The following is an 18,808-nucleotide window of genomic DNA, read 5'->3' as shown; positions in this document are numbered from 1 at the left end:
ATATTTTACCGCAAAATAGTCGTGATGCAGGCTGGTGGCAGCAGCATTGGCCAGATCAACTTATTGCCGATAAGTTTTACAATAGGTTAGGGAATATTGTATTAACTAATGGAAACTCTATTTTAAAGAGAAAACCGATTAGTTTAAAACTGCACGATGAAAATTGTGACTATAGTTATAATCATAAGAAGGCAACAAATACTGAAAAGGAAATTCAAAAATACACAGATGGTTCAACTTGGAAAGAAATTAATATTTTAAAGCGAGAATTGGATATGATCAATTTTGCAATTGAGCGATGGTCATTACCTTTTATAAACGATAATTGTATCATAAATCTTCCTGATGTATTTAAGAAAAATGTCCCTCAATGTGAAGATATTGTTGTCCAATTTAAAGATGCTCATTCTATTAGTACAGACGAGCATTCTCCTGCCTCAGAAGTAGAATTTGATTAAATTTTAGTCCCGTTGGTGATTCCAACGGGACTAAATTTAGAGGCTTTTAGATAAATTACACATCGTACGTATATTTCTTAGATTTGCTATACCATCTTCAACATGAGCAGCCCAAGCCCTTAGAAGATCCTTAGATTCAAATTTTGGATATAGCATTTTAAGTACTAGTTCGGTTGGTTGTAGCGTTTCTCCGAGCCAGGTAATTTTATCCAAAACTAAAGTTCCATCTAATTTTTTACCATCAGCATCTGTAAAGCGGAATTCGTTTTCAATTGAGCGAAAAAAAGCTAACCGGGCAGCAACATTGGGTGTTATCCCAGTATAGCTTTTTAATCTTTTAAGCTGCTCTTCCGTTTGTCGACTAAGTTGCATTCTATTCGGGAGCATTAAATCGCCTCCTTAGTTAATTCCCAGAAATATCCAGGTTTAAGTGCAGATGACTTTGTTCGAGCATTAAACACGATCTCATATGCATGAGAAATATCATCTCTGAGCTGATCAACAAAATACCGTTCATCCACTTCAGTATCAGTCGAAAGCAACACGACTTGGTGGCTTGCATAAGGGAAGTAATGGTTGATTAACTTATCTCTATGCTGAGAATCTAAGCGCCCTAGTGGGGTATCAATGATCACCGGCAAATCTCGTCCAGATGTTTTGGCCAATGCTTCAAGAATCGCTATCGCATAAATTTGCTTCTCTCCAGCGGAGAGTAGTTTACGGTTGATAACTTTGTTGTTCTCATCCACCAGTTCAACATCAAATGTTTCTGGATTGATATGCGCATTTAGCTGCAAATCTTCTTTTCTGGCTAACTTGCGGTAAGCAACTTCGAAGTTAGCAGAAAGGGTTTTTACTCGCGCCTGAGTTAATAGTTCACTGTAGCGATCAAGCAAGCTGATCGTCTCTTGCGCATTATTGAACGCACTATTAAAGCTATGCTGATTGCGCGCTGCGTCGTGAGCCTTTTGAACCTGGCGAGCGCAATCAAGTTGCTGTTGTTTGGTATTTTTTGCTTCTTCAAGCAATGAGCGATACTCCTGCCGCTTAGCTTCACGTTGACGATCTAGCTCTCGCAGTCTTTCAAAAATATCCATCAGCTGATCATCTTCCGGCGCTCGGGCGATGTTTGCTGCGGCTTGCTCTAACTGTTCTTCTACTTCTGCCAGCTGGTTACGATAAAGATCGAAGCGTTGCCAGGCTTTCTTACTATCCTGTTCGATGGCCTGCTGAATCATCCCTGCTTCACGTTCAGATATGTCAAACAGCAGTTCACCTTTTGGTTTATCAGCAAGATATGTTTTAAGGTTATCTTCTATAGCCTCAGCAGCAATTTTACCTGTGCTTCCTGAACGGAAGGATATGTCGCTTTTAAGTTGCGTAAGGAATTGATTCAATTCCTTCTCGAAGCTATTTGCCTGTTTTATTTGCGTCTCAGCACTAATCTGTTCTAACAAACGACCCAGAGTTTTTGGAGCTAAAGCATACGGTAGTGAGCTATCACACTCATGGCGAAGCGCTTTTTCCAGACGTTCTTTTTCTTTTAAAAGCGTCTCGACCTTCTGTTTCTCTTGGGTTTTTGTTTGAGCAAAAGCACCCCCTTGTGCATTTAGTAGGGTCTCGTTCTGCACGATTTCTTTGGAGATCAGGTCAATACGTAATTTAACGAAATCAGCCTTTTCAAGTATCTGCTCTGTCTTGAAGGAAAATTCTTTAATCTGTTTCTCAAGTTCGAGCAGCTTTTGCTGTTGGGATTCAGCCAGTTGACCAGATTGTTGGCGCTTTACGAAAATCGTTAAATCGTTCCGGAGCTTCTCAATTAGATCCAGACCCAGCAGACGACGCACAGCCGTACGGAGGATGTTTCCCGATTCGTCCTCAGCAAGCTCAGCAATTTTTTCACCATCAAAAAAGAAAAGATCGGCTATGCCGTGAGGGATTAACTCATTTAAGAAACCCTGGCACTGATCATAGCCAAGTCCTTCAATGAGTTTGCCATCCTGTTGTAAGGACAGTTTGTCTCGCTTACCTTTTTGCCAGGTGCGGGTAACGGTAAATTCAGCCTCCTGACCACCTTTGTTGTAGGTAAAAATAAGCTCGACAGAAGCCTCATTGGGTTGTTCACCTAAAGTTGAGCCGTTGTGCACAAGAGCACTAAGCTCTTCCACATACTCTTGCTGCTGAGTTGTTGAACCAAATGCAAGCCTACCGTAAAGGGCCAGGCGTATAGCGGAAAGTATTGATGTCTTACCTGCGCCGTTTAACCCACCGAACAAAACGATAGGACGCGGGTTATCGTCGTTCTGTCGTTTTTTAGGAGCCAGATCGATAACATGGGTTCCATTGAAAACCCGATAATTACGCAGTACCAGCTGTTTAATTAACACGTTCTTTTTCCTCACTGGTAAGCAGGTTTGGTTCGCTGACTTCGGCAATTCTTCGCTGCAACATTTGCAGTTCAGCTTCTATGCTTGCCACTTCTTCCTGATGAACATCACGCTCATTACGTTTCTGCAAAGCTTCCTGCTGTTGTTTGATCTTTTCAAGACTTCCCCAGTCTTGCTTGAGGATCGTCCCTAGTTTGTCGAAGATCCCCTGGCGGCGGCTAAGGCCTTCCATAGATACTTCAAGCTCGATTAATTTCATAACCATTTCAGGGACAACATCAAAACCTTGGGCAATTTGCTCGAGAAGTTCGGCATCGCTGGCGTCAAAACGTGATTGATCATCTATAACCCAGTCCAGATCCTTGCCATAAACCTCGCGATAAATGCCCGGTAATGTGTCGTACCAGTCAGGCTCGTTGGGATCTTTTAGCCATTGCTGGCGTATGGCATGAAGCTCTGGTTCTGTGATCAATGTAATGGTGTGACCCTGAGCGTTCATATCACGCTCAATCGTCAGCAATTCCTTCAACCATTCCTGGCGATACTTAAGCCAGTAAGGACCTGGCACATGTTTACGCTCAGCTGTAAGTTCCTCGCCATCCTTCGCATACTGATAGCTTACTTTACCTGTGCGTCGCTTATAGTTGCGGTAGGTATCTTTGTTTACTGGATCGGTTGTGAAAGCCAGCAGGTCGCGGTATTTCAAAAGTGGCGACATCCACTCTTCACCGTTCTGGATTAAGCTTTCCATCGCTTTATCTTTTGTTACAACAGTACATGTCCAACAACCAAAGCGTGAGTTACCGCAGGAAGGCGTGCTGTCATCAATAACTAGCGGGCATTCACCCTGAGCTGAGGAATCCATATAAAGAGTCCACAACGGGCGGTTATTTCCACCCCAAGGGCTTTCCCACTCATCAATGTCATCAGGTGCATATCTGAATGCACCACGCAGCAATTTCCATACATCTTCAACATCCCAGGTATCAATTGGAGTGTAAATAAATGCGTTAGAAAGGGTGGTATGACGCGCAAGGCGCGAGCCATCAATCTTATGCTTTGCAATAACCTGAGCACGTGATGCACTTTCGCTGCTGCGCGATCCAAGAACGACGATAACTTCATCAAACTGGCTGACCTTTTCTTTGATAAAGTCACTTACCGGGTTGATTTTCATTCGTTCTGTACACCAACGGAAACTACGGGTAGGCGCCGGATAGCCTTTACCAAGCAGGTTTACCCAGAATGTCTCGTTGGTTTTTGGCGTAACCGCGTGTTGTGTGATCGGTAAGCCGTCGCGTTTGGCGCCAGCTTCAATCTGGAGCATCGTTTTTTTGATGAGATCTACTACAACCGGCGTCTCTACGAGCGTGTCAGAGGAAACAACGAACACATCCTTCGTACGCATCTCCGGCGGAAGGCCCATCAACGCCAGGTAAACAAGGGTAATAACTGCTGACGAGTCTTTACCGCCACTGTAGCCAATCACCCAAGGGCGTTTATCTGCGCAGTAGACACGCTGAACTTCTGAGACAAAATCAGCGAGAGTACGCCCAGCAAATTGCTCTTCGTTTATAAAATCTTCATAGTCGGCCAGATCATAGGCCTGAGTTAATGTACTCATGATACAACCATTTGAGCTTCAAGCTCTTGTTCTTCAGGAGAAAGGGGGAGAGACAGCGCTATCTTTAAAGCGTTGCACGTTAGCTGAATGGCGATGCCGGTTTTGCTCAATTTGCCATGCTGCATTGCGCGCTTAATCATCTCAGGATTGCTTTTACGCCAGTCAAAGGTTTTTAGCTTCGTAAGTTTTTCTTGCCAGTGCTCTGGTTCTTCAGCCAGTAGTGAACGGCCCAGAAGGCCCAAAGCCTGCAAACCGATACCATGAGCATGCACATAATCCTGGCGGAGCTGTGCCGGAGATACTTCTTTGCGTGCAGCAAGCTGCCAGTCTGGCATGACTTTGAAAATAGCCTGCCAGTATAGCGTAGCGATGTGCGTATTGTCCTCAATGCTGCCTACTTTAGGGTCTTTACCAAGCAGGGCTCGGGTTGCCTGTTTAATGCTGCTTAGTGTGAACAGTTTATTGGAAAGCAAACTGATACTGGATTTCTCAAGTTCAGTAAGACCAATAAAAGGCTCGATAGACATCGCAAGATAGCGAGCAAGGTTCGAGCTTACGTCGCGATGATCGTAAAGCGCGGATAGTGATGGGCTGGGGCGGATGGCGTATTTATTCAGGTCAGCAAACATCTGCTGACTACGCCTTAAACCCTCATCAACAAAGAACAATACGGGGATGTTGTCCTGCCCTAATTCAGGGCGCTCAGAAAGAGCATCCTCGATAGCCTTACGGCGATGTTGACCATCATTGATAAGAATTTGAGCATCCATCGGTACGCGAAGCGTTCCAAGATTGTTAGAGTTTTCAAACTCGTCAAACTGTACATCGACCGCAATGGATGCAGTTAATGCAGAAAACACGTAATCTTTTGGGTTTTCAAGTAAATAACGCACCATCTCTGGGATGCGTGATTTATTCAAGATACGCTGTGCGCGCAGCTCCGGCGGCACGTCTGTCTCATCAAAGCTGAAGATCTTCGGGATGATACGCATAGGGCAAGTGGCGATGTAGAATGGTCTTCCAGCCTGGACACCCCTTACAGCGGGGAATGAGTAGCAATAGTCTGCATCAAAGTTAGCCATGATCTAGTCCCTATTTTAAATACGCTATTACGTTACATTTTACGTAAAAATTTTCTTAGAACGAAATTTTTATGATGATAAAACACGAATTGTTAAAGATTTACGTATGATTTGACGTAACTCCTTGCTGTGCTTGATTCTTCTTGAATGTAAACCCCTTGAACCAAAGATTTGGAGTAACAACGTGGCCGTATGAGCTCTGGATTGATACCAATTGCTCTGGCATGGAAGAAGTTTACTTTGTGCCAAGGTCTCACTAGAGCGTTAATCGTTGTGTAGGAGCTGACACCTAAGGTGGCGAGCGAAACCTCTTTCCTTTTGAGAACCGCTAAAACACATGCTTTGTACCAAACCATTCTTCATATCCCCCTTGAGAAAAGATGACTGAACCAGACACTACGTTATTCGTAGCTTCTTTGGAATCCTTAAAACTACGTTTTACGTAGTTTTGCGAGGGTGCTCGAGGATTTGTGAAATCCTTACGTGAAAATCAATCTAGTGTTTGCACTACGTAAAACGTAGTATCTTCCTTAGGCATTAACTACGATTATCGTAGTTATGAAAACATCCAATTCCCACAATCAGCTCTTCAGTCGACGCCTCAAAGAGGTGCGCTTGGACATGGCGTTATCGCAAAAAAACCTGGGTATTTTGGCTGGCATAGATGAGTTTGCAGCAAGCGCGCGTATCAACCGCTACGAGAAAGGGGTTCACCAGGCAAGCATTGAAGTCGTTCGGCATCTCGCTAAAGTTCTCGAAGTGCCTGTAGCATACTTCTACACAGAAGATGATGAACTTGCCTCTTTAGTCCGACTTTGGCCAAAGTTGGACTCGGAGAAGAAAAAAAACATCCTTCAGCAGCTCTAAACAAAAAAGAGTGCTTCGCTGTACTTTCTCTTCTCGAAAGGTCTTCCAGTGATTTAGAACCAAAACCCTGCATTAGTGTCTTGCTTTAATTCGTCTGATTTCATTTCCTGAATCCTCCTCGCAAATTCCAAATTTACCCCACCCAAAACCGCTGTATTTATATTCAGTATAAAGCAGGTGAACGCGTTTATGGTTACAGGTATTGCCCCGCCTTTGCGCAGCAGTTGAAACAACTTCTAAAACCGTAGCGCGGATAGCGCTCTACCAGCTCAGTCAGTGCCTGGATCACCGTTCCATCACCCGGGCATCGAGCTGGTAAAAATAAATCTTCCTGCTCAGCGATAATGTCCTGCAGGCCTGGCTTAACTCATGACAAATTGCGCCGTCAGATAGCTGGCGAGTTCACGATTATCGCTGTTTTTAAAGCTTTTATTTGGTAACGTCTTTAAGAGCCCGGCATTCAAGGCTGAAATAGGTAAACATCTGTTTGGGCGACGATTTTCATCCTCCGGATCTTTGGTTGTTTAAATATCAGCTACTTCCATCCCGCCATATTTTGCTTTCCAATTTTAATAGCTGGCCTCAGAGATACAGGCTTCGCGGCAGACATCCTTAACGGCACGTCCGGCTTCGAAGGACTTCAGAACGGCAATGAACTGGTGGTCAGTGAATCGGGCTTTACGCAAGGCGAGCTCCTCAGGCGGACATAATCAGTATGTCGGAAGATCTCTAAAAGTGAATGGTTCGTTTTTGCCGGGATACTTACCCTGCCAGCGGTTCGGTCTCGCCCCTGAGGGTACAAGGTCAACTTGATAAACTTCGCTTCCTGACACACCTCTGATGTTACCGCCTAACGGCCTTACACGTTGTCTTACCACCAACGGGCTATTGTCTGAAAATCAGAGGTCTCTCGGAAGAAAACCTTCTTATGTCCGATTGCGTAGGAGTACGATAAGCCAATAAATCATTATAGATAAAAGGGTTATCTATGGCTCTACATGGAAAGTTCGTAATTAATGATGCGTACTACTCCCCGTTATCGTTTCCTGGTATAGGCACGTTTTTAGCTTTCTCTGGTAATGGTGCTTACCGTAATCGTGGGGCATGTGGAATGATCCCCAAAGAGGGGCCAGTACCAGCGGGTAAATACTGGATTGTTGACCGCCCTCAGGGTGGACTCAAGTCACAGCTAAACACAGTGGGAAGAGACATTTATAATCACTTCGCCAATGGTGCAACATTCAAACATTCTGAATGGTTCGCATTATGGCGTGATGATTGGGGGATCGACGATTACACATGGATTGAGAGCGTTCAGCGTGGCAATTTCCGTTTGCATCCAGGCGTATTATCAGAAGGTTGTATCACTCTCCCACATGATTCTGATTTTGCCATGTTGCGTAATGCTCTGTTGAGAAGCCAAAAAATAGATGTTCCTTGCATGAGGAAGCTACAGGCATACGGCACGATTGAGGTGATCTCCAATGGCAAAACATGCCCTTAGTTTATTCATCAAGATAGTGCTGTTCGCTGTTGTTATGCTGATCGTTGCTGAAATGGTTCCGTATGATGGATTAGTTAATTCTATTACGGAGCTTTTCGATTTCCAAAGCGCCGACAAGTTTACCCGCTTCATTTTAGGTGAACCTGATTCAGAAGTTTGGGAATCGTTAGACGGCTATTTTAGCATCTTAATCAATACATTAATCAGCGTACCTGTCATGAGCGCCATTACCACGGCGTACAGTGGCGCGACACACAAAGTTAGTCCAGCAGGCATCCCCAAAGAGTGGTTTAGTTCCACCTTGCGACGGTTAGCTAAAATCTTCGGGTTTACCTTCCTGTTTTGGGCGTTGTTTCGCTTGCTGCCTTATCAGTCTTTATTCCCGGATCAAACGTATTCAAATTTCACAATAGCGGCGATTGTGGGCTTTCAGTTGCTCTTAACGATTGTTTGCTACTGGTTCATCACGAAGAAAATCACAACTAAAAGGAGTTTGTAAAATGCCTATTCCGGCTTACATGTGGCTTAAGGACGATGGCGGCGCAGACATTAAAGGAGCTGTAGACGTTCAGGATCGTGAGGGGAGTATAGAGATTGTTGGCTTTAGTCATGGGCTGAACATTCCAGTAGACAGTGCCAACGGGAAGATTACTGGCAAGCGTTCACATTCTCCGATGATGATTGAAAAGGAGTTTGATAGCTCCAGCCCGTATCTATACAAAGCCGTTGCCACCGGCCAAACGTTGAAAAGTGCGGAGATTCGCTGGTATCGCATTAACCATGCAGGACAAGAAGAGTGCTACTTCGTTATGACCATTGAGGGTGTGAAAGTGACGGGCATTAACCCAGGGATGCCAAACGCTAAGATGGCAGGAAACTCACAGATCAACCACATGGAATCTGTTTCCCTGATGTATGACAAAATCACCTGGCGTTATGTTGATGGTAATGTCCAGTATACGGACGATTGGAACGTAAGAGCGTAACAAATAGAACGGAGGCATTGAGTGCCTCCTCTTTATTAACGCTTATCTTCTCAAAGGAGCCTGTCCGTAATGCTGTGTAACTGCCATCGTATTAAAGGCGATCGCTCAGTCGGTCACCGAACTTGATAATAAAACGACTCATTGCCAGCCCGAAGATCGGCGAATGGTTGCTCTGAGGTTCATGCGGGCGCTCACCTTATATTCTGATAGTCCTCGCTGCGTAATTTCTCTGACCCAACCCTTTTCCTGAATCCCCCTCGCAAATTTCAAATTTATCCCACGCCAAACCGCTGTATTTATATTCAGCCCTGTATAATGAGCACCAGAAATTACGCCGAATGGCAAAGGAAGTATCAAAGAATATTTAACGAGAGAATTCGCGATATGAAGGTGCTGCAACACCCCCATACCGCTAACCACAACCAACTTGATAGGAGTTGTATATGGCTGCGACTAATTTTAAGCCAGAGTTTACTGTTTGCAAAACAGAATCAGACGCTTTCACCGGCATGATTGAAAACCGCGAGCTGGTGCGCAAAAACAGCGCCCGCCGTCTTCACGGAAACCAGCCCAACGCGGCGCCCGTCCATCCGCGAGCGGAGACACCGCAGGACAGTGCCGCTTGCTGCGAACTGTATGCGCGCATAGACATGAAATATCTTCTGCTGGGTGGTGAATGGTTAACCCGTGCAGGCTTTATCAACGGTATGCCCGTAAAAATCCGTGCCATGAAAGACTGCATTGTGATTACTCCGCAGCATACAAGAGAATTATGGGGATGCCTGGAAGGGATGAGTGTGGTGAATATAAATAAGCAAAAAGTCGCGCAGTGGTTGAAGACGTTTCCGGGAGCGCTGAATGATACTGGAGATATCCCGTTAGTTAAGCGCAATATAGGCCAGGCAAAATAATAACGTATTGGAACACCCTTGTTCCTGAATCGAGGGTGTTTAAATTAGTGGAAGGGGTAATCTGTTTTTTCAATAACATTATTGAACTGAATGATATGGCTGTATTCTTATCATTTTGGTTATATAAGGAGGTTTTTCAGAAGTATGTTAGAGATCTCAAATTAATTATTATCCAACATTTATGATTCTTTCTGGAGCAACTCAATGGAATGAACTATGGACACAACCGAAGAACTAAATGGAACGTATTTTTATGCTGGCAGAACAAATCTTACCGCTGGCGGCCTTTTCTTTATGATTTACTGTGAGTCAATTGCCGATCATTTTGGTATTGACGATGTCGCTGGAATTGCTGCGATATACAGCGGTGCTAATAATCAGAAGACCAGAAAGAAACCCGCGGGAGCGAAGGAAGGAACGTCCCGAGCCTCGAAAGCCATGAGGCGCTATTTCAAACAAGCTAAGTTCCCGTATGGCATTAGGCTCCCGACATGGATTGGCGGCTATACGCCATGGACTGTACGCTGTAGGATGGTTTCACAAATCAGTACGTTTATCGGAAGAACGATTCCATTAGTTGGTATGGTGATATTAGTCGCTGATGTATCACTAATCACCTATGCTGCAATACGTGATTATAATCGAATCGCACGGGGCAGCGACAAACTATGGTAGAGGATATTGAGCAGCGCATCTACGCCTTAGCCAGACGCTATAACGGCGTTTATCTGATGAATAACGAAGCGAAGCAGAAATTACTGAATGCAAAAACTGATTTGGATACTGACATGCAGCTTGATGTCACTGAAGCAGAAGATTTAATGGAAGAATTTTTTAAAGAATTTGATATTGATAGAGGGAATTTTAACATAAACACCTACTACCCTGATGAGCCTTTTTCATGGAATCCATTCAAAAAATTCCCGGTGGTGATGGTTCCAGATTTCACTATTGGAATGCTTATCGAATCCGCAAAAGCGGGCAAATGGTTATACGACTGAAACGCAAGGAGCACTGGAATGGCCGTACCTGTACATCTTTTTTAACCAATGACGGCGGCACAATGATTTGTGGTTCTTGTGACGTTGCACAAAGGGAAGGAAGTATTGAGCTAAGAGGATTACAACATAACCTCAGCCTGCCAACCGACTCGGCAACGGGAAAGGTTACTGGCACTCGCCAACATTCGCCGTTTCAGTTTACCAAGGAATTGGATAGCTCTTCGCCCTATCTGTTCAAAGCGGCAGCAACGGGTCAGACCCTTAAAACGGCAGAATTCAGGTTTTACCATATTAACTATTCCGGGCAAGAGGAGGAGTATTACCGAATCACGCTCGAGAACGTTAAGGTCATTTCTGTAAGTCCAGTAATGTACGACACCCGAGGCTGTCCGGGGACGGGGCATATGGAGGAGGTGGCGTTTAATTATGAGAAGATTACCCATTTGTACAAGGACGGTAACTTGTTAGCGCACGATGCGTGGAATGAACGCCCAACCTCTGGCACTGCTGCATAACGTTATATGAACTTACCCGCCAGCGTTTCGTTTGTGTGGGCAGGGACTATCATTACTAATCTCTTTTCGTAAATGATGGCCTAAACATCATAAAAATAACCCACGCAAACATCCCAATAATCTTCATCGGCCAGGGTTCTAACACATGCAGACACACAATTGCTCCAATCACTAATAGCGGACCTTCTACCAGTTCAGCTATCCTCCCTAAAATATGTAACTTATGAGGCAGCACCCGATTAAGTAATGTCGCAATAAGCTGTGCACTTCCTAATATGATTGTTATTGCGATTGTACGGTCCTCCCAGTTATCAAAACTAACCAAAGAAATGAGGCATATAGTCAGCACATAACCACAAAAAAATATATTCAGCATGTAAATAATAAACTTGCTCATAGCATTTGCCGAGACGGTTAAAAAATAAAGAGTCTATGAATACAGCGCTCTTAATAGAATAACAAACAACAATGGCTAATAATGCATTTAAGAATTTATTGCGCCTTGCTTATTTTCGTAATAAACGAGTTAGCGGCTTCATGCTGGTACCATACACTCCACCGCTAACTCTCTCTTAACTCACACTTTTAAAACACCGGCACCCCCAGCCCCACCTTCACCTCCCTCAACGTCGCCTGCGTCACCCCCTGCGCCCGTTCGGTCCCGCGCTTCAGCATCGCCATCAGCTCCCCCTTGTCCTGCATATACACCGCCCTCCGCTCCCGCATCGGCGCAATCAGCTCCTGCAAACACCCCTCCAGCTCGTTCTTACATACCCGGTCACCCAGCCCGCCCGCCTGATAGTGCGCCTTCATCGCCGCCACTTTCTCCTTGTCCGGATGAAACGCGTCGAGGTACGTAAACACCACGTTCCCCTCAATCTGCCCCGGGTCGCTCACCTTCAGGTGGTTCGGGTCGGTGTACATCGCGCTGACCGCACGGTGAATGGTCTCTTCGTTGGCCGAAAGGTGCAGCGTGTTGCCCAGCGATTTCGACATCTTGGCGCTGCCGTCGATACCGGGCAGGCGGCTGGTATCGCTCAGCATCGCCTTGCAGTGGCGCAGCACTGGAGCGGGCAGCAGGCTATTCATCTTGTGGACGATCTCGTTGGTCTGCTCAATCATCGGCAACTGGTCGTCGCCGACGGGCACGCACTCGGCCTTAAACGCGGTGATGTCCGCCGCCTGGCTGATGGGGTAGGCCATAAACCCGACCGGCAGCGAGCGGGCGAAGCCCTTCTGTGCAATCTCGTTTTTCACCGTCGGGTTACGCTCCACGCGGGCGACGGTGACGATGTTCATATACAGCATCGTCAGCTCGGCGAGGACGGGCAGGGCGGACTGGAGGCAAATCGTGGTCAGGTTCGGATCGATGCCGGCGGCGAGGTAGTCGGCCAGCACTTCGGGGATGTTGTCGCGAATTTTTTGCGGGTTGCTGCCGTTGTCGGTCAGCCCCTGCAGGTCGGCAATCAGCACAAACTGGCTGTGCGTCTGCTGAAGCGCCACGCGCTGGCGCAGCGATCCGACGAAGTGGCCGAGGTGCAGCGGGCCGGTTGGGCGATCGCCGGTGAGGATGGTGGGTGCGTTCATAAAGACTCCTTAACGTTGTAATGCCGAAAGGGGTCTTAGAAAAGTGAAAGCCGCCTTTCGGCGGCTATCTGAAAATGGGGAAAACTACTCCGTGCCGCCTTTAAGAAGGCAGCCACCAGCGGTTTACGGTGAGCACGGCGTGGTTTATGTTCATGGAACTACAGTATCATAATTATTGAACAATTCAATTGCATCCTGCTCTACTTTAAAATGGTTACGATAAGGTTTGCCAAACCCAAGCCTACAGCTACGATTATAACTAACCTTAACTGCTCTATCTTTTTACGCTGTGATATGGCTTCTACTTGCAATGTTTTTATATGGTTTAATGCTGTATCAATATTTCCATTTTGAGTATTTGATGTGACGTCGACCGTCTTAATATTCTCTGCATGGTTGGCGAGTACACCTCCTCCGGCTCCGGCACAAACAAAAAAAGCCATTTGAGTAAATATAGCAAGGTTCTCGTTGAAATCAGGGGTCATTAAGTCTTTATAGTTTTTTTGGAACAGTTCGGGGATTCCTAATCCCATGAAAATTCCAAAGAAAATGAGCGAAACCCCTTTTTCAACGCGCGAAAGACGCTTGCTTTCCAGAAGTGATATAAATGCTAAAAAAAGCCCACCCAATAAAAAAAGCCATGCGGTTTCAAGGCTGGTATACCGCGTTATACTGCAACCGATAATTATTAAGAAAAAAGAAATTATGAATGTCTGAAGATTACTTAAACGGTATTTTATGATTTTTTTCATTTGGTTATATGTCCGAGGTATATGATAGCGAGTATCATATAACAAGATCCTCTGCATCTACTGCTGTCAATTATAGGGGGGGTAAATATGGAGTTCACTTAATGCAAATTACTCCGAAATGGTTTTGAAAAGGCTCTGTAGAGGTAAGATCAATTAACTAAATTTCAGCCATACGGGGCACGTCATGCTGCAATCACTCAACCACCTGACCCTCGCGGTCAGCGACCTGCAAAAAAGCGTCACCTTCTGGCACGAGCTGCTGGGACTGACGCTGCACGCCCGCTGGAATACCGGGGCCTATCTCACCTGCGGCGAACTGTGGGTCTGCCTGTCGTACGACGAGGCGCGCCAGTACGTGCCGCCGCAGGAGAGCGACTATACCCACTACGCGTTTACCGTGGCGGAAGCGGATTTTGAACCGTTCTCGCAAAGGCTTGAGCAGGCGGGCGTCACCGTCTGGAAGCAGAACAAAAGCGAGGGGGCGTCGTTCTACTTTCTCGACCCGGACGGGCACAAGCTGGAGCTGCACGTGGGCAGCCTCGCCGCGCGGCTGGCGGCGTGTCGCGAGAAGCCCTACGCGGGCATGGTGTTTACCTCAGACGAGGCTTGAGGCGCGCACCTTAAGCCTGCCCGCCAGCGTCACGTGCGTGGCGGCATCTTCCTGATTGCACAGGTACTCCACCGCCAGCCGTCCCAGCTCGCTGTAGGGCAGCTGGATACTGGTCAGCGGCGGGGTGAGCTGCTCGGAAATCTTCTGGTCGTCGTAGCCCGCCAGCAGCATATCCTGCGGAATGCGCACGCCGTTCACCGCCAGCGCCTGATAGCAGCCAATCGCCAGCCAGTCGCTGGCGCAGAAGATGGCGTCCGGGCGTTCGGTCAGTTCCAGCAAAGACGTGGTGGCGGTAAAGGACTCGCTGAACTGCCAGTTGGTCTGACGCACCAGGCCGTCGTCGCACGCTAATCCGGCCTGCTGTAGCGCCGCCCGGTAGCCCGCCAGACGCTGGCGGGAGGCCTCCATCCAGCTCTCGCCGGTGATGTGGGCGATGCGCGTGGCCCCGCAGGCGATGAGGTGTTTAGTCACCTGGAAAGCGTTGGCGTAGTCGTCCGGGATAAACGACGGCAGCAGCGGCGAGCCGGGGTCTCGCTGGTTGAGTAGCACCAGCGGGATGCGGGTGCAGTCGTGAAACGCCGTCATGTCCACCAGCGTGGTGACCGGAGAGGCGAGAATAATCCCGATGCAGTTGCGCTTCTCCAGCTGGCGGATAATGTTCAGCGCCAGCTCCACGTCGTCGCCGTAGTCGTAGACGGTGAGCAGGGTCTCGTTGCGCCACGCCGCTTCCCGCGCCTGGCTGATGGCGTCGATAAACGGGTCGAAGCTCTGCATGGAGCTGACCAGCAGGGCGATCTCTTCCTGGTTGCGCGGGGCGTGAACGGCGGGGAGGCGGTCGTAGCCGAGCTCGGTGGCGACGCTAATCACCCGATGGCGGGTCTCGTCGCTGAGCTTGATGTTGCGGGACTGGTTAAGCACCAGTGATACCGTCGCCTGCGATACCCCTGCCGCCCGCGCAATATCGTTCATCGTCACTTTTGTTTTTCGCTTCATCCGTCCTCTCCCTTTCGCGACTTCGCATCATACCCTAACCGCACGCTTTAGCGCCGTCGATCACGTTTCTCATTCATCGAAGCGTGAACTTTGTGAGGGGCATCGCTTTTCTAAACGCCGTGATTTGCGCATTTATCCCGCAGCTAATATTTATTAGCTAAACATTATCAGTAAGAGGATGCGTAATGAAAGAGCAGTGGAGCAGGGAGCAGGCACAGGCGTGGTATGAGCAAAAAGGCTGGCTGTGCGGGTTTAACTATTTGCCGTCGACGGCGGTGAACTGGACTGATATCTGGCAGGCAGAGACCTTCGATGCCGCAACCATTGAGCGCGAGCTGGGCTGGGCGGCGGACGCGGGCTATAACACCCTGCGCATCAACCTGCCGTTTATCGTCTGGGAGCACGACCGCGACGGGCTGATCGCGCGTATCGACCACTTTTTGACGATTGCCGACGGTCACGGGTTCAGCACCATGCTGACCCTGATGGACGACTGCGGCTTCTCCGGCGACGAGCCGTACCTTGGCCCGCAAAAGCCGCCCGTGCCGGGCAAGCACAACAGCCAGGCGGCGGCGAGCCCCGGTCGCGATAAGGTGTGCGATCCCGACTGCTGGGCAGACATTGAACGCTATATCCGCGACGTTGTCCGCCAGTTCCGCGACGATAAGCGCGTGCTGCTGTGGGATCTCTATAACGAGCCGGGCAACCGCGGCATTTTCGCGACGGGCACGCAGGAGGTGCAGTACGACGCGAAGCTGGAGACCTGCGCGCACGAGTTGATGAAGCTCGCATTCCAGTGGGTGCGCGAAGAAGACCCAACCCAGCCGCTCACCGTCTGCGCGTGGCGCGTCCCGCCGGAAGAGGAGGGCGAGACGTTCTTCCAGCACCCGCTGGACCAGACTGCGCTGGCGCTCTCGGACGTGGTGAGCTTCCACGCCTACACCCACACGGGGCGCATGACGGCGATGATTCAGCAGCTGCAAGCGCTCGGTCGCCCGCTGTTCTGCACCGAATGGCTGGCGCGCCACGTGGGCAGCACCATCGAAGAGCAGCTTCCGCTGATGTACATGGCGAAAGTTGCGCCGTATCAGTGGGGGCTGGTGCGCGGCAAAACCCAGACGTGGCTGCCGTGGCCGGTGGTGATGAAGGAGTCCACGGACTATTGCCGCCTCTGGTTCCACGACGTGTTTGAGGAGAACGGCATTCCGTTCTCGCGCCGTGAAATCGCCCTGATGCAGCAACTGCGCAAAATCGCCCCGAATCCGCAGGGCTAATAATAACGACCCGGCGCGCTGTCGCCGGGCAACCAGGTACGCACTATGGCAACGACAATGAAAATACCGTCTCGCGAGTTGTGGTCTTATTTTGGCTATGGTTTAGGTCAGTGTTTTAGCTTTGGTTTAGTGGGTTCGTTTATTAACTATTTTTACACCGACGTGCTGGGGATCTCGGCGCTGGCGGCGAGCACCATCTTCCTGATTGCCCGCGCGTGGGACGCGGTTCACGATCCGCTGTTTGCCAGCATAATGGACACCATTAACAGCCGGTTCGGCAAGTTTCGCCACTTTTTGCTGATCGCGCCGCTGCTGATTACCGGCGTCACGCTGCTGTCGTTCTATAAAATCGAAGCGGACATGACCACCAAAATCCTCTACGCCGGGGTGACGTATATCCTGTGGGGGACGCTGTACGCCATCTCCGATATCCCGTTCTGGTCGATGTCGTCGGTGATGACCAACGACTCCGGTCAGCGCACCCGCGCGGTGACGGCGGCGATGCTCGGGGTGAACGCCGGGATTGCCTGCGCCAACATCTTCTTCCCGAAGCTGGCGGCGTTCTTCGCCCAGTACAGCAACGATAAAGGCTACTTTATGGCGGCGCTGGTGATGATGCTGGTGGGCCTGCCGCTGATGCTCAACGGCTTTATGCAGATCAAAGAGCGCGTGCCGCCGAGCCCGGAAAAGGTGACCATCCGCGACACCTTCCACAACCTGCGTCAGAACAAGCCGCTGTTTATCGTCCTGCTGTCGTTCTTTTTTTGCGTGTTCCACAACGTGGCGGGCGGGCTGTATATCTACTTCTTTATCAACAACCTGGGCGACGGCAGCCTGCAGATGGCGATTGGCGTGATGGGCATTGTGGCGGCGGTGCTGTGTCTGGTCGCCCCGATGCTGACGCGCCGGATGCAGAAGCGGAAGCTGTTTATGATCCTCTGCGGGCTGGACGTGGCGGTGCGCGTGGTGATGTGGTTTGTCGGATATCAGCAGGTGACGATGCTGTTTATTCTGCTCGGCCTGAGCACGCTGTTCGTGATGATGACCAACATCCTCACCTCGTCGATGATTGCCGACACCATCGAGTACGCGGAGTACCACACTAACAAGCGCTGCGCGGCGATCACCTTCTCCGGGCAGACCTTTACCGGCAAGATGTCGGTGGCGGTGGGCGGCGGGCTCATCGGCGTGTTTCTGACGATGATCGGCTACGTGCCGCAGGCGCAAATCCAGAGCGAAGGCGTGCTGTCGGGGCTGTTCTTCGGGATTTGCCTGCTGCCGGCGATTGGGTCGCTGATCCGCATGGGCTTTATGTCGCGCTTTACCTTTACCGAGGAGAAGCATGCGGAGGTTTGTCGGTTGCTGGCGGAGCGGAACGCGTCTGCGAAAGCGCCGGGCGGCGGCTGCGCCTTACCACCCGGCCTGGAAAAAGTTACAGCGACTTCACAAACGCCAGCAGATCTTCGTTGAGCTGATCCTGGTGGGTCAGCGCGAAGCCGTGCGGCGCGTTGTCGTACACCTTCAGCGTGGCGTTTTTGAGCATCTCCGCCGCCAGCTTGCCGGTGCTTTCAAACGGCACGATCTGGTCGTTGCTGCCGTGGATCACCAGCGTCGGCACGTCGATTTTCGCCATATCCGGGCGGAAGTCGGTTTCGCCAAACGCGGTCACGCAGTCGATGGTGCCCTTCAGGGATGCCAGCAGGGCGATGTTCAGCGTCTGGGTCAGGGCACCGGCAGAGACGGTCTGCCCGGCGTTGGTGCCGTAGAACGGCGTCGCGAAGTCGCTGATGAACTGGGCGCGATCTTTACGCAGTCCGTCGCGAATGCCGTCGAACACGCTCTGATCCACACCCTGCGGGAAGGAGTCGGATTTACCGAAGATCGGCGTGACCGCGCCCAGCAGCGCCAGACCGGCCACGCGCGCGCTGCCGTAGTTGTTGATGTAGCGGGTCACGTCGCCGCCCCCCATGGAGAAGCCCACCAGCGTCACGTCCTGGAGGTCCAGGGTGGTGATCAGGTCGTTAATGTCGGACGCAAAGGTGTCGTAGTCGTAGCCGTTCCACGGCTGATCCGAGCGGCCAAAGCCGCGACGGTCAAAGGCGATGGCGCGAAAGCCGCGCTCGGCCAGGTAGTTCAGCTGGCTGTCCCACATGTCGCCGTCCAGCGGCCAGCCGTGGCTGAAGAGAACCGGTTTGCCCGCGCCGCAATCTTTGTAGTAAATCTGCGTGCCGTCTTGTGCCTTAAACGTTGCCATAGT

General features: G+C 49.6%; 20 protein-coding genes and 2 pseudogenes. 12 read left to right on the top strand and 10 right to left on the bottom strand.

All coding sequences use genetic code 11. The annotated features are described in order from the left end of the window. On the top strand, window positions 1–458 hold a 458-nt coding region (locus INF77_RS02975), incomplete at its 5' end, for a hypothetical protein (protein WP_227415155.1). A gap of 36 nt (window positions 459–494) precedes the next feature. On the opposite strand, the gene dndE is transcribed toward INF77_RS02975, so the two are convergent. The 5 genes from dndE to INF77_RS02950 all read right to left on the bottom strand — a co-directional run bounded on the left by dndE (window position 495) and on the right by INF77_RS02950 (window position 5,907). Then, on the bottom strand, window positions 495–845 hold the full coding sequence (gene dndE / locus INF77_RS02970; RefSeq protein WP_126325362.1) for a DNA sulfur modification protein DndE: 351 nt from the start codon (window positions 843–845) through the stop codon (window positions 495–497). After that, entirely contained in the window at window positions 845–2,845 is a 2,001-nt protein-coding gene (gene dndD, locus INF77_RS02965; RefSeq protein WP_193532443.1) for a DNA sulfur modification protein DndD, read from the bottom strand. The genes dndE and dndD overlap by 1 nt, the downstream gene beginning before the upstream one ends. Beyond that, window positions 2,835–4,469 carry a DNA phosphorothioation system sulfurtransferase DndC gene (gene dndC / locus INF77_RS02960; protein WP_193532442.1) on the bottom strand — a complete coding sequence of 545 codons (1,635 nt, stop codon included), beginning with the start codon at window positions 4,467–4,469 and terminating at the stop codon, window positions 2,835–2,837. The genes dndD and dndC overlap by 11 nt, the downstream gene beginning before the upstream one ends. Beyond that, window positions 4,466–5,551 (bottom strand): DNA sulfur modification protein DndB, encoded by a 1,086-nt coding sequence (gene dndB, locus INF77_RS02955; protein WP_193532441.1) that lies wholly within the window; start codon window positions 5,549–5,551, stop codon window positions 4,466–4,468. The genes dndC and dndB overlap by 4 nt, the downstream gene beginning before the upstream one ends. A gap of 92 nt (window positions 5,552–5,643) precedes the next feature. After that, window positions 5,644–5,907, bottom strand: coding sequence for a helix-turn-helix domain-containing protein (locus INF77_RS02950; RefSeq protein ID WP_193532440.1), 264 nt, complete (start codon window positions 5,905–5,907; stop codon window positions 5,644–5,646). Window positions 5,908–6,109: 202 nt separating this feature from the next. Here INF77_RS02950 and INF77_RS02945 point away from each other — a divergent pair, with 202 nt between their 5' ends. Further along, window positions 6,110–6,418, top strand: a complete 309-nt coding sequence (locus INF77_RS02945; RefSeq protein WP_071922641.1) for a helix-turn-helix domain-containing protein — start codon at window positions 6,110–6,112, stop codon at window positions 6,416–6,418. Window positions 6,419–6,586: 168 nt separating this feature from the next. On the opposite strand, the pseudogene INF77_RS23175 reads toward INF77_RS02945, so the two are convergent. Continuing rightward, window positions 6,587–7,104: pseudogene (locus INF77_RS23175) on the bottom strand (transposase); the annotation flags it as partial. Between the two features lie 302 nt (window positions 7,105–7,406). On the opposite strand from INF77_RS23175, the gene INF77_RS02935 reads away from it, so the two are divergent. From INF77_RS02935 to INF77_RS02905, 7 genes and pseudogenes are all read left to right on the top strand, one after another. Then, a complete protein-coding gene (locus INF77_RS02935; RefSeq protein WP_008501362.1) occupies window positions 7,407–7,922 on the top strand; it encodes a DUF2778 domain-containing protein in 516 nt (171 codons plus the stop codon). Then, window positions 7,903–8,421: a hypothetical protein gene (locus INF77_RS02930; RefSeq protein WP_193532439.1), complete on the top strand. Its 519-nt coding sequence runs from the start codon at window positions 7,903–7,905 to the stop codon at window positions 8,419–8,421. The genes INF77_RS02935 and INF77_RS02930 overlap by 20 nt, the downstream gene beginning before the upstream one ends. A 1-nt stretch (window position 8,422) precedes the next feature. After that, window positions 8,423–8,908, top strand: a complete 486-nt coding sequence (locus tag INF77_RS02925; RefSeq protein ID WP_008501360.1) for an Hcp family type VI secretion system effector — start codon at window positions 8,423–8,425, stop codon at window positions 8,906–8,908. Between the two features lie 443 nt (window positions 8,909–9,351). Then, a complete protein-coding gene (locus INF77_RS02920; RefSeq protein WP_193532438.1) occupies window positions 9,352–9,819 on the top strand; it encodes a SymE family type I addiction module toxin in 468 nt (155 codons plus the stop codon). A 216-nt stretch (window positions 9,820–10,035) separates the two neighbouring features. Then, window positions 10,036–10,494, top strand: coding sequence for an STM2901 family protein (locus INF77_RS02915; RefSeq protein WP_193532437.1), 459 nt, complete (start codon window positions 10,036–10,038; stop codon window positions 10,492–10,494). Next, complete coding sequence (locus tag INF77_RS02910; protein ID WP_172514077.1) at window positions 10,488–10,820, top strand: DUF1493 family protein; 333 nt, start codon at window positions 10,488–10,490, stop codon at window positions 10,818–10,820. Before INF77_RS02915 ends, INF77_RS02910 begins: the two co-directional genes overlap by 7 nt. 18 nt (window positions 10,821–10,838) lie before the next feature. Beyond that, window positions 10,839–11,335 (top strand): annotated as a pseudogene (locus tag INF77_RS02905) (Hcp family type VI secretion system effector). Between the two features lie 585 nt (window positions 11,336–11,920). Here the strand turns inward: INF77_RS02905 and trpS are convergent. Together trpS and INF77_RS02890 are read right to left on the bottom strand one after the other, a co-directional pair. Continuing rightward, window positions 11,921–12,922, bottom strand: a complete 1,002-nt coding sequence (gene trpS, locus INF77_RS02895) for a tryptophan--tRNA ligase (RefSeq protein WP_193532436.1) — start codon at window positions 12,920–12,922, stop codon at window positions 11,921–11,923. A gap of 200 nt (window positions 12,923–13,122) precedes the next feature. After that, window positions 13,123–13,674, bottom strand: coding sequence for a hypothetical protein (locus INF77_RS02890; RefSeq protein WP_154819668.1), 552 nt, complete (start codon window positions 13,672–13,674; stop codon window positions 13,123–13,125). 184 nt (window positions 13,675–13,858) lie between these two features. On the opposite strand from INF77_RS02890, the gene fosA reads away from it, so the two are divergent. After that, window positions 13,859–14,284 carry a FosA/FosA2 family fosfomycin resistance glutathione transferase gene (gene fosA, locus INF77_RS02885; RefSeq protein WP_193532435.1) on the top strand — a complete coding sequence of 142 codons (426 nt, stop codon included), beginning with the start codon at window positions 13,859–13,861 and terminating at the stop codon, window positions 14,282–14,284. On the opposite strand, the gene INF77_RS02880 is transcribed toward fosA, so the two are convergent. Further along, on the bottom strand, window positions 14,270–15,277 hold the full coding sequence (locus INF77_RS02880) for a LacI family DNA-binding transcriptional regulator (RefSeq protein WP_193532434.1): 1,008 nt from the start codon (window positions 15,275–15,277) through the stop codon (window positions 14,270–14,272). The genes fosA and INF77_RS02880 overlap by 15 nt on opposite strands. A gap of 185 nt (window positions 15,278–15,462) precedes the next feature. Between INF77_RS02880 and INF77_RS02875 the strand changes: the two genes are divergently transcribed. Together INF77_RS02875 and INF77_RS02870 are read left to right on the top strand one after the other, a co-directional pair. Further along, window positions 15,463–16,551 (top strand): cellulase family glycosylhydrolase, encoded by a 1,089-nt coding sequence (locus INF77_RS02875; RefSeq protein WP_193532433.1) that lies wholly within the window; start codon window positions 15,463–15,465, stop codon window positions 16,549–16,551. 45 nt (window positions 16,552–16,596) lie between these two features. Then, window positions 16,597–18,021: an MFS transporter gene (locus INF77_RS02870; RefSeq protein WP_193532432.1), complete on the top strand. Its 1,425-nt coding sequence runs from the start codon at window positions 16,597–16,599 to the stop codon at window positions 18,019–18,021. Here the strand turns inward: INF77_RS02870 and INF77_RS02865 are convergent. Continuing rightward, window positions 17,984–18,805 (bottom strand): alpha/beta fold hydrolase, encoded by an 822-nt coding sequence (locus INF77_RS02865; RefSeq protein ID WP_193532431.1) that lies wholly within the window; start codon window positions 18,803–18,805, stop codon window positions 17,984–17,986. The two genes, INF77_RS02870 and INF77_RS02865, sit on opposite strands and share 38 nt — an antisense overlap. Window positions 18,806–18,808 lie beyond the last annotated feature (3 nt).

It is taken from the genome of Enterobacter cloacae complex sp. P1B (genome assembly GCF_014982345.1).
Taxonomy (GTDB): Bacteria; Pseudomonadota; Gammaproteobacteria; order Enterobacterales; family Enterobacteriaceae; genus Enterobacter; species Enterobacter bugandensis.
Note: the sequence above shows the minus strand (reverse complement) of the source record. Positions and strands in the feature narration are given on the sequence as shown.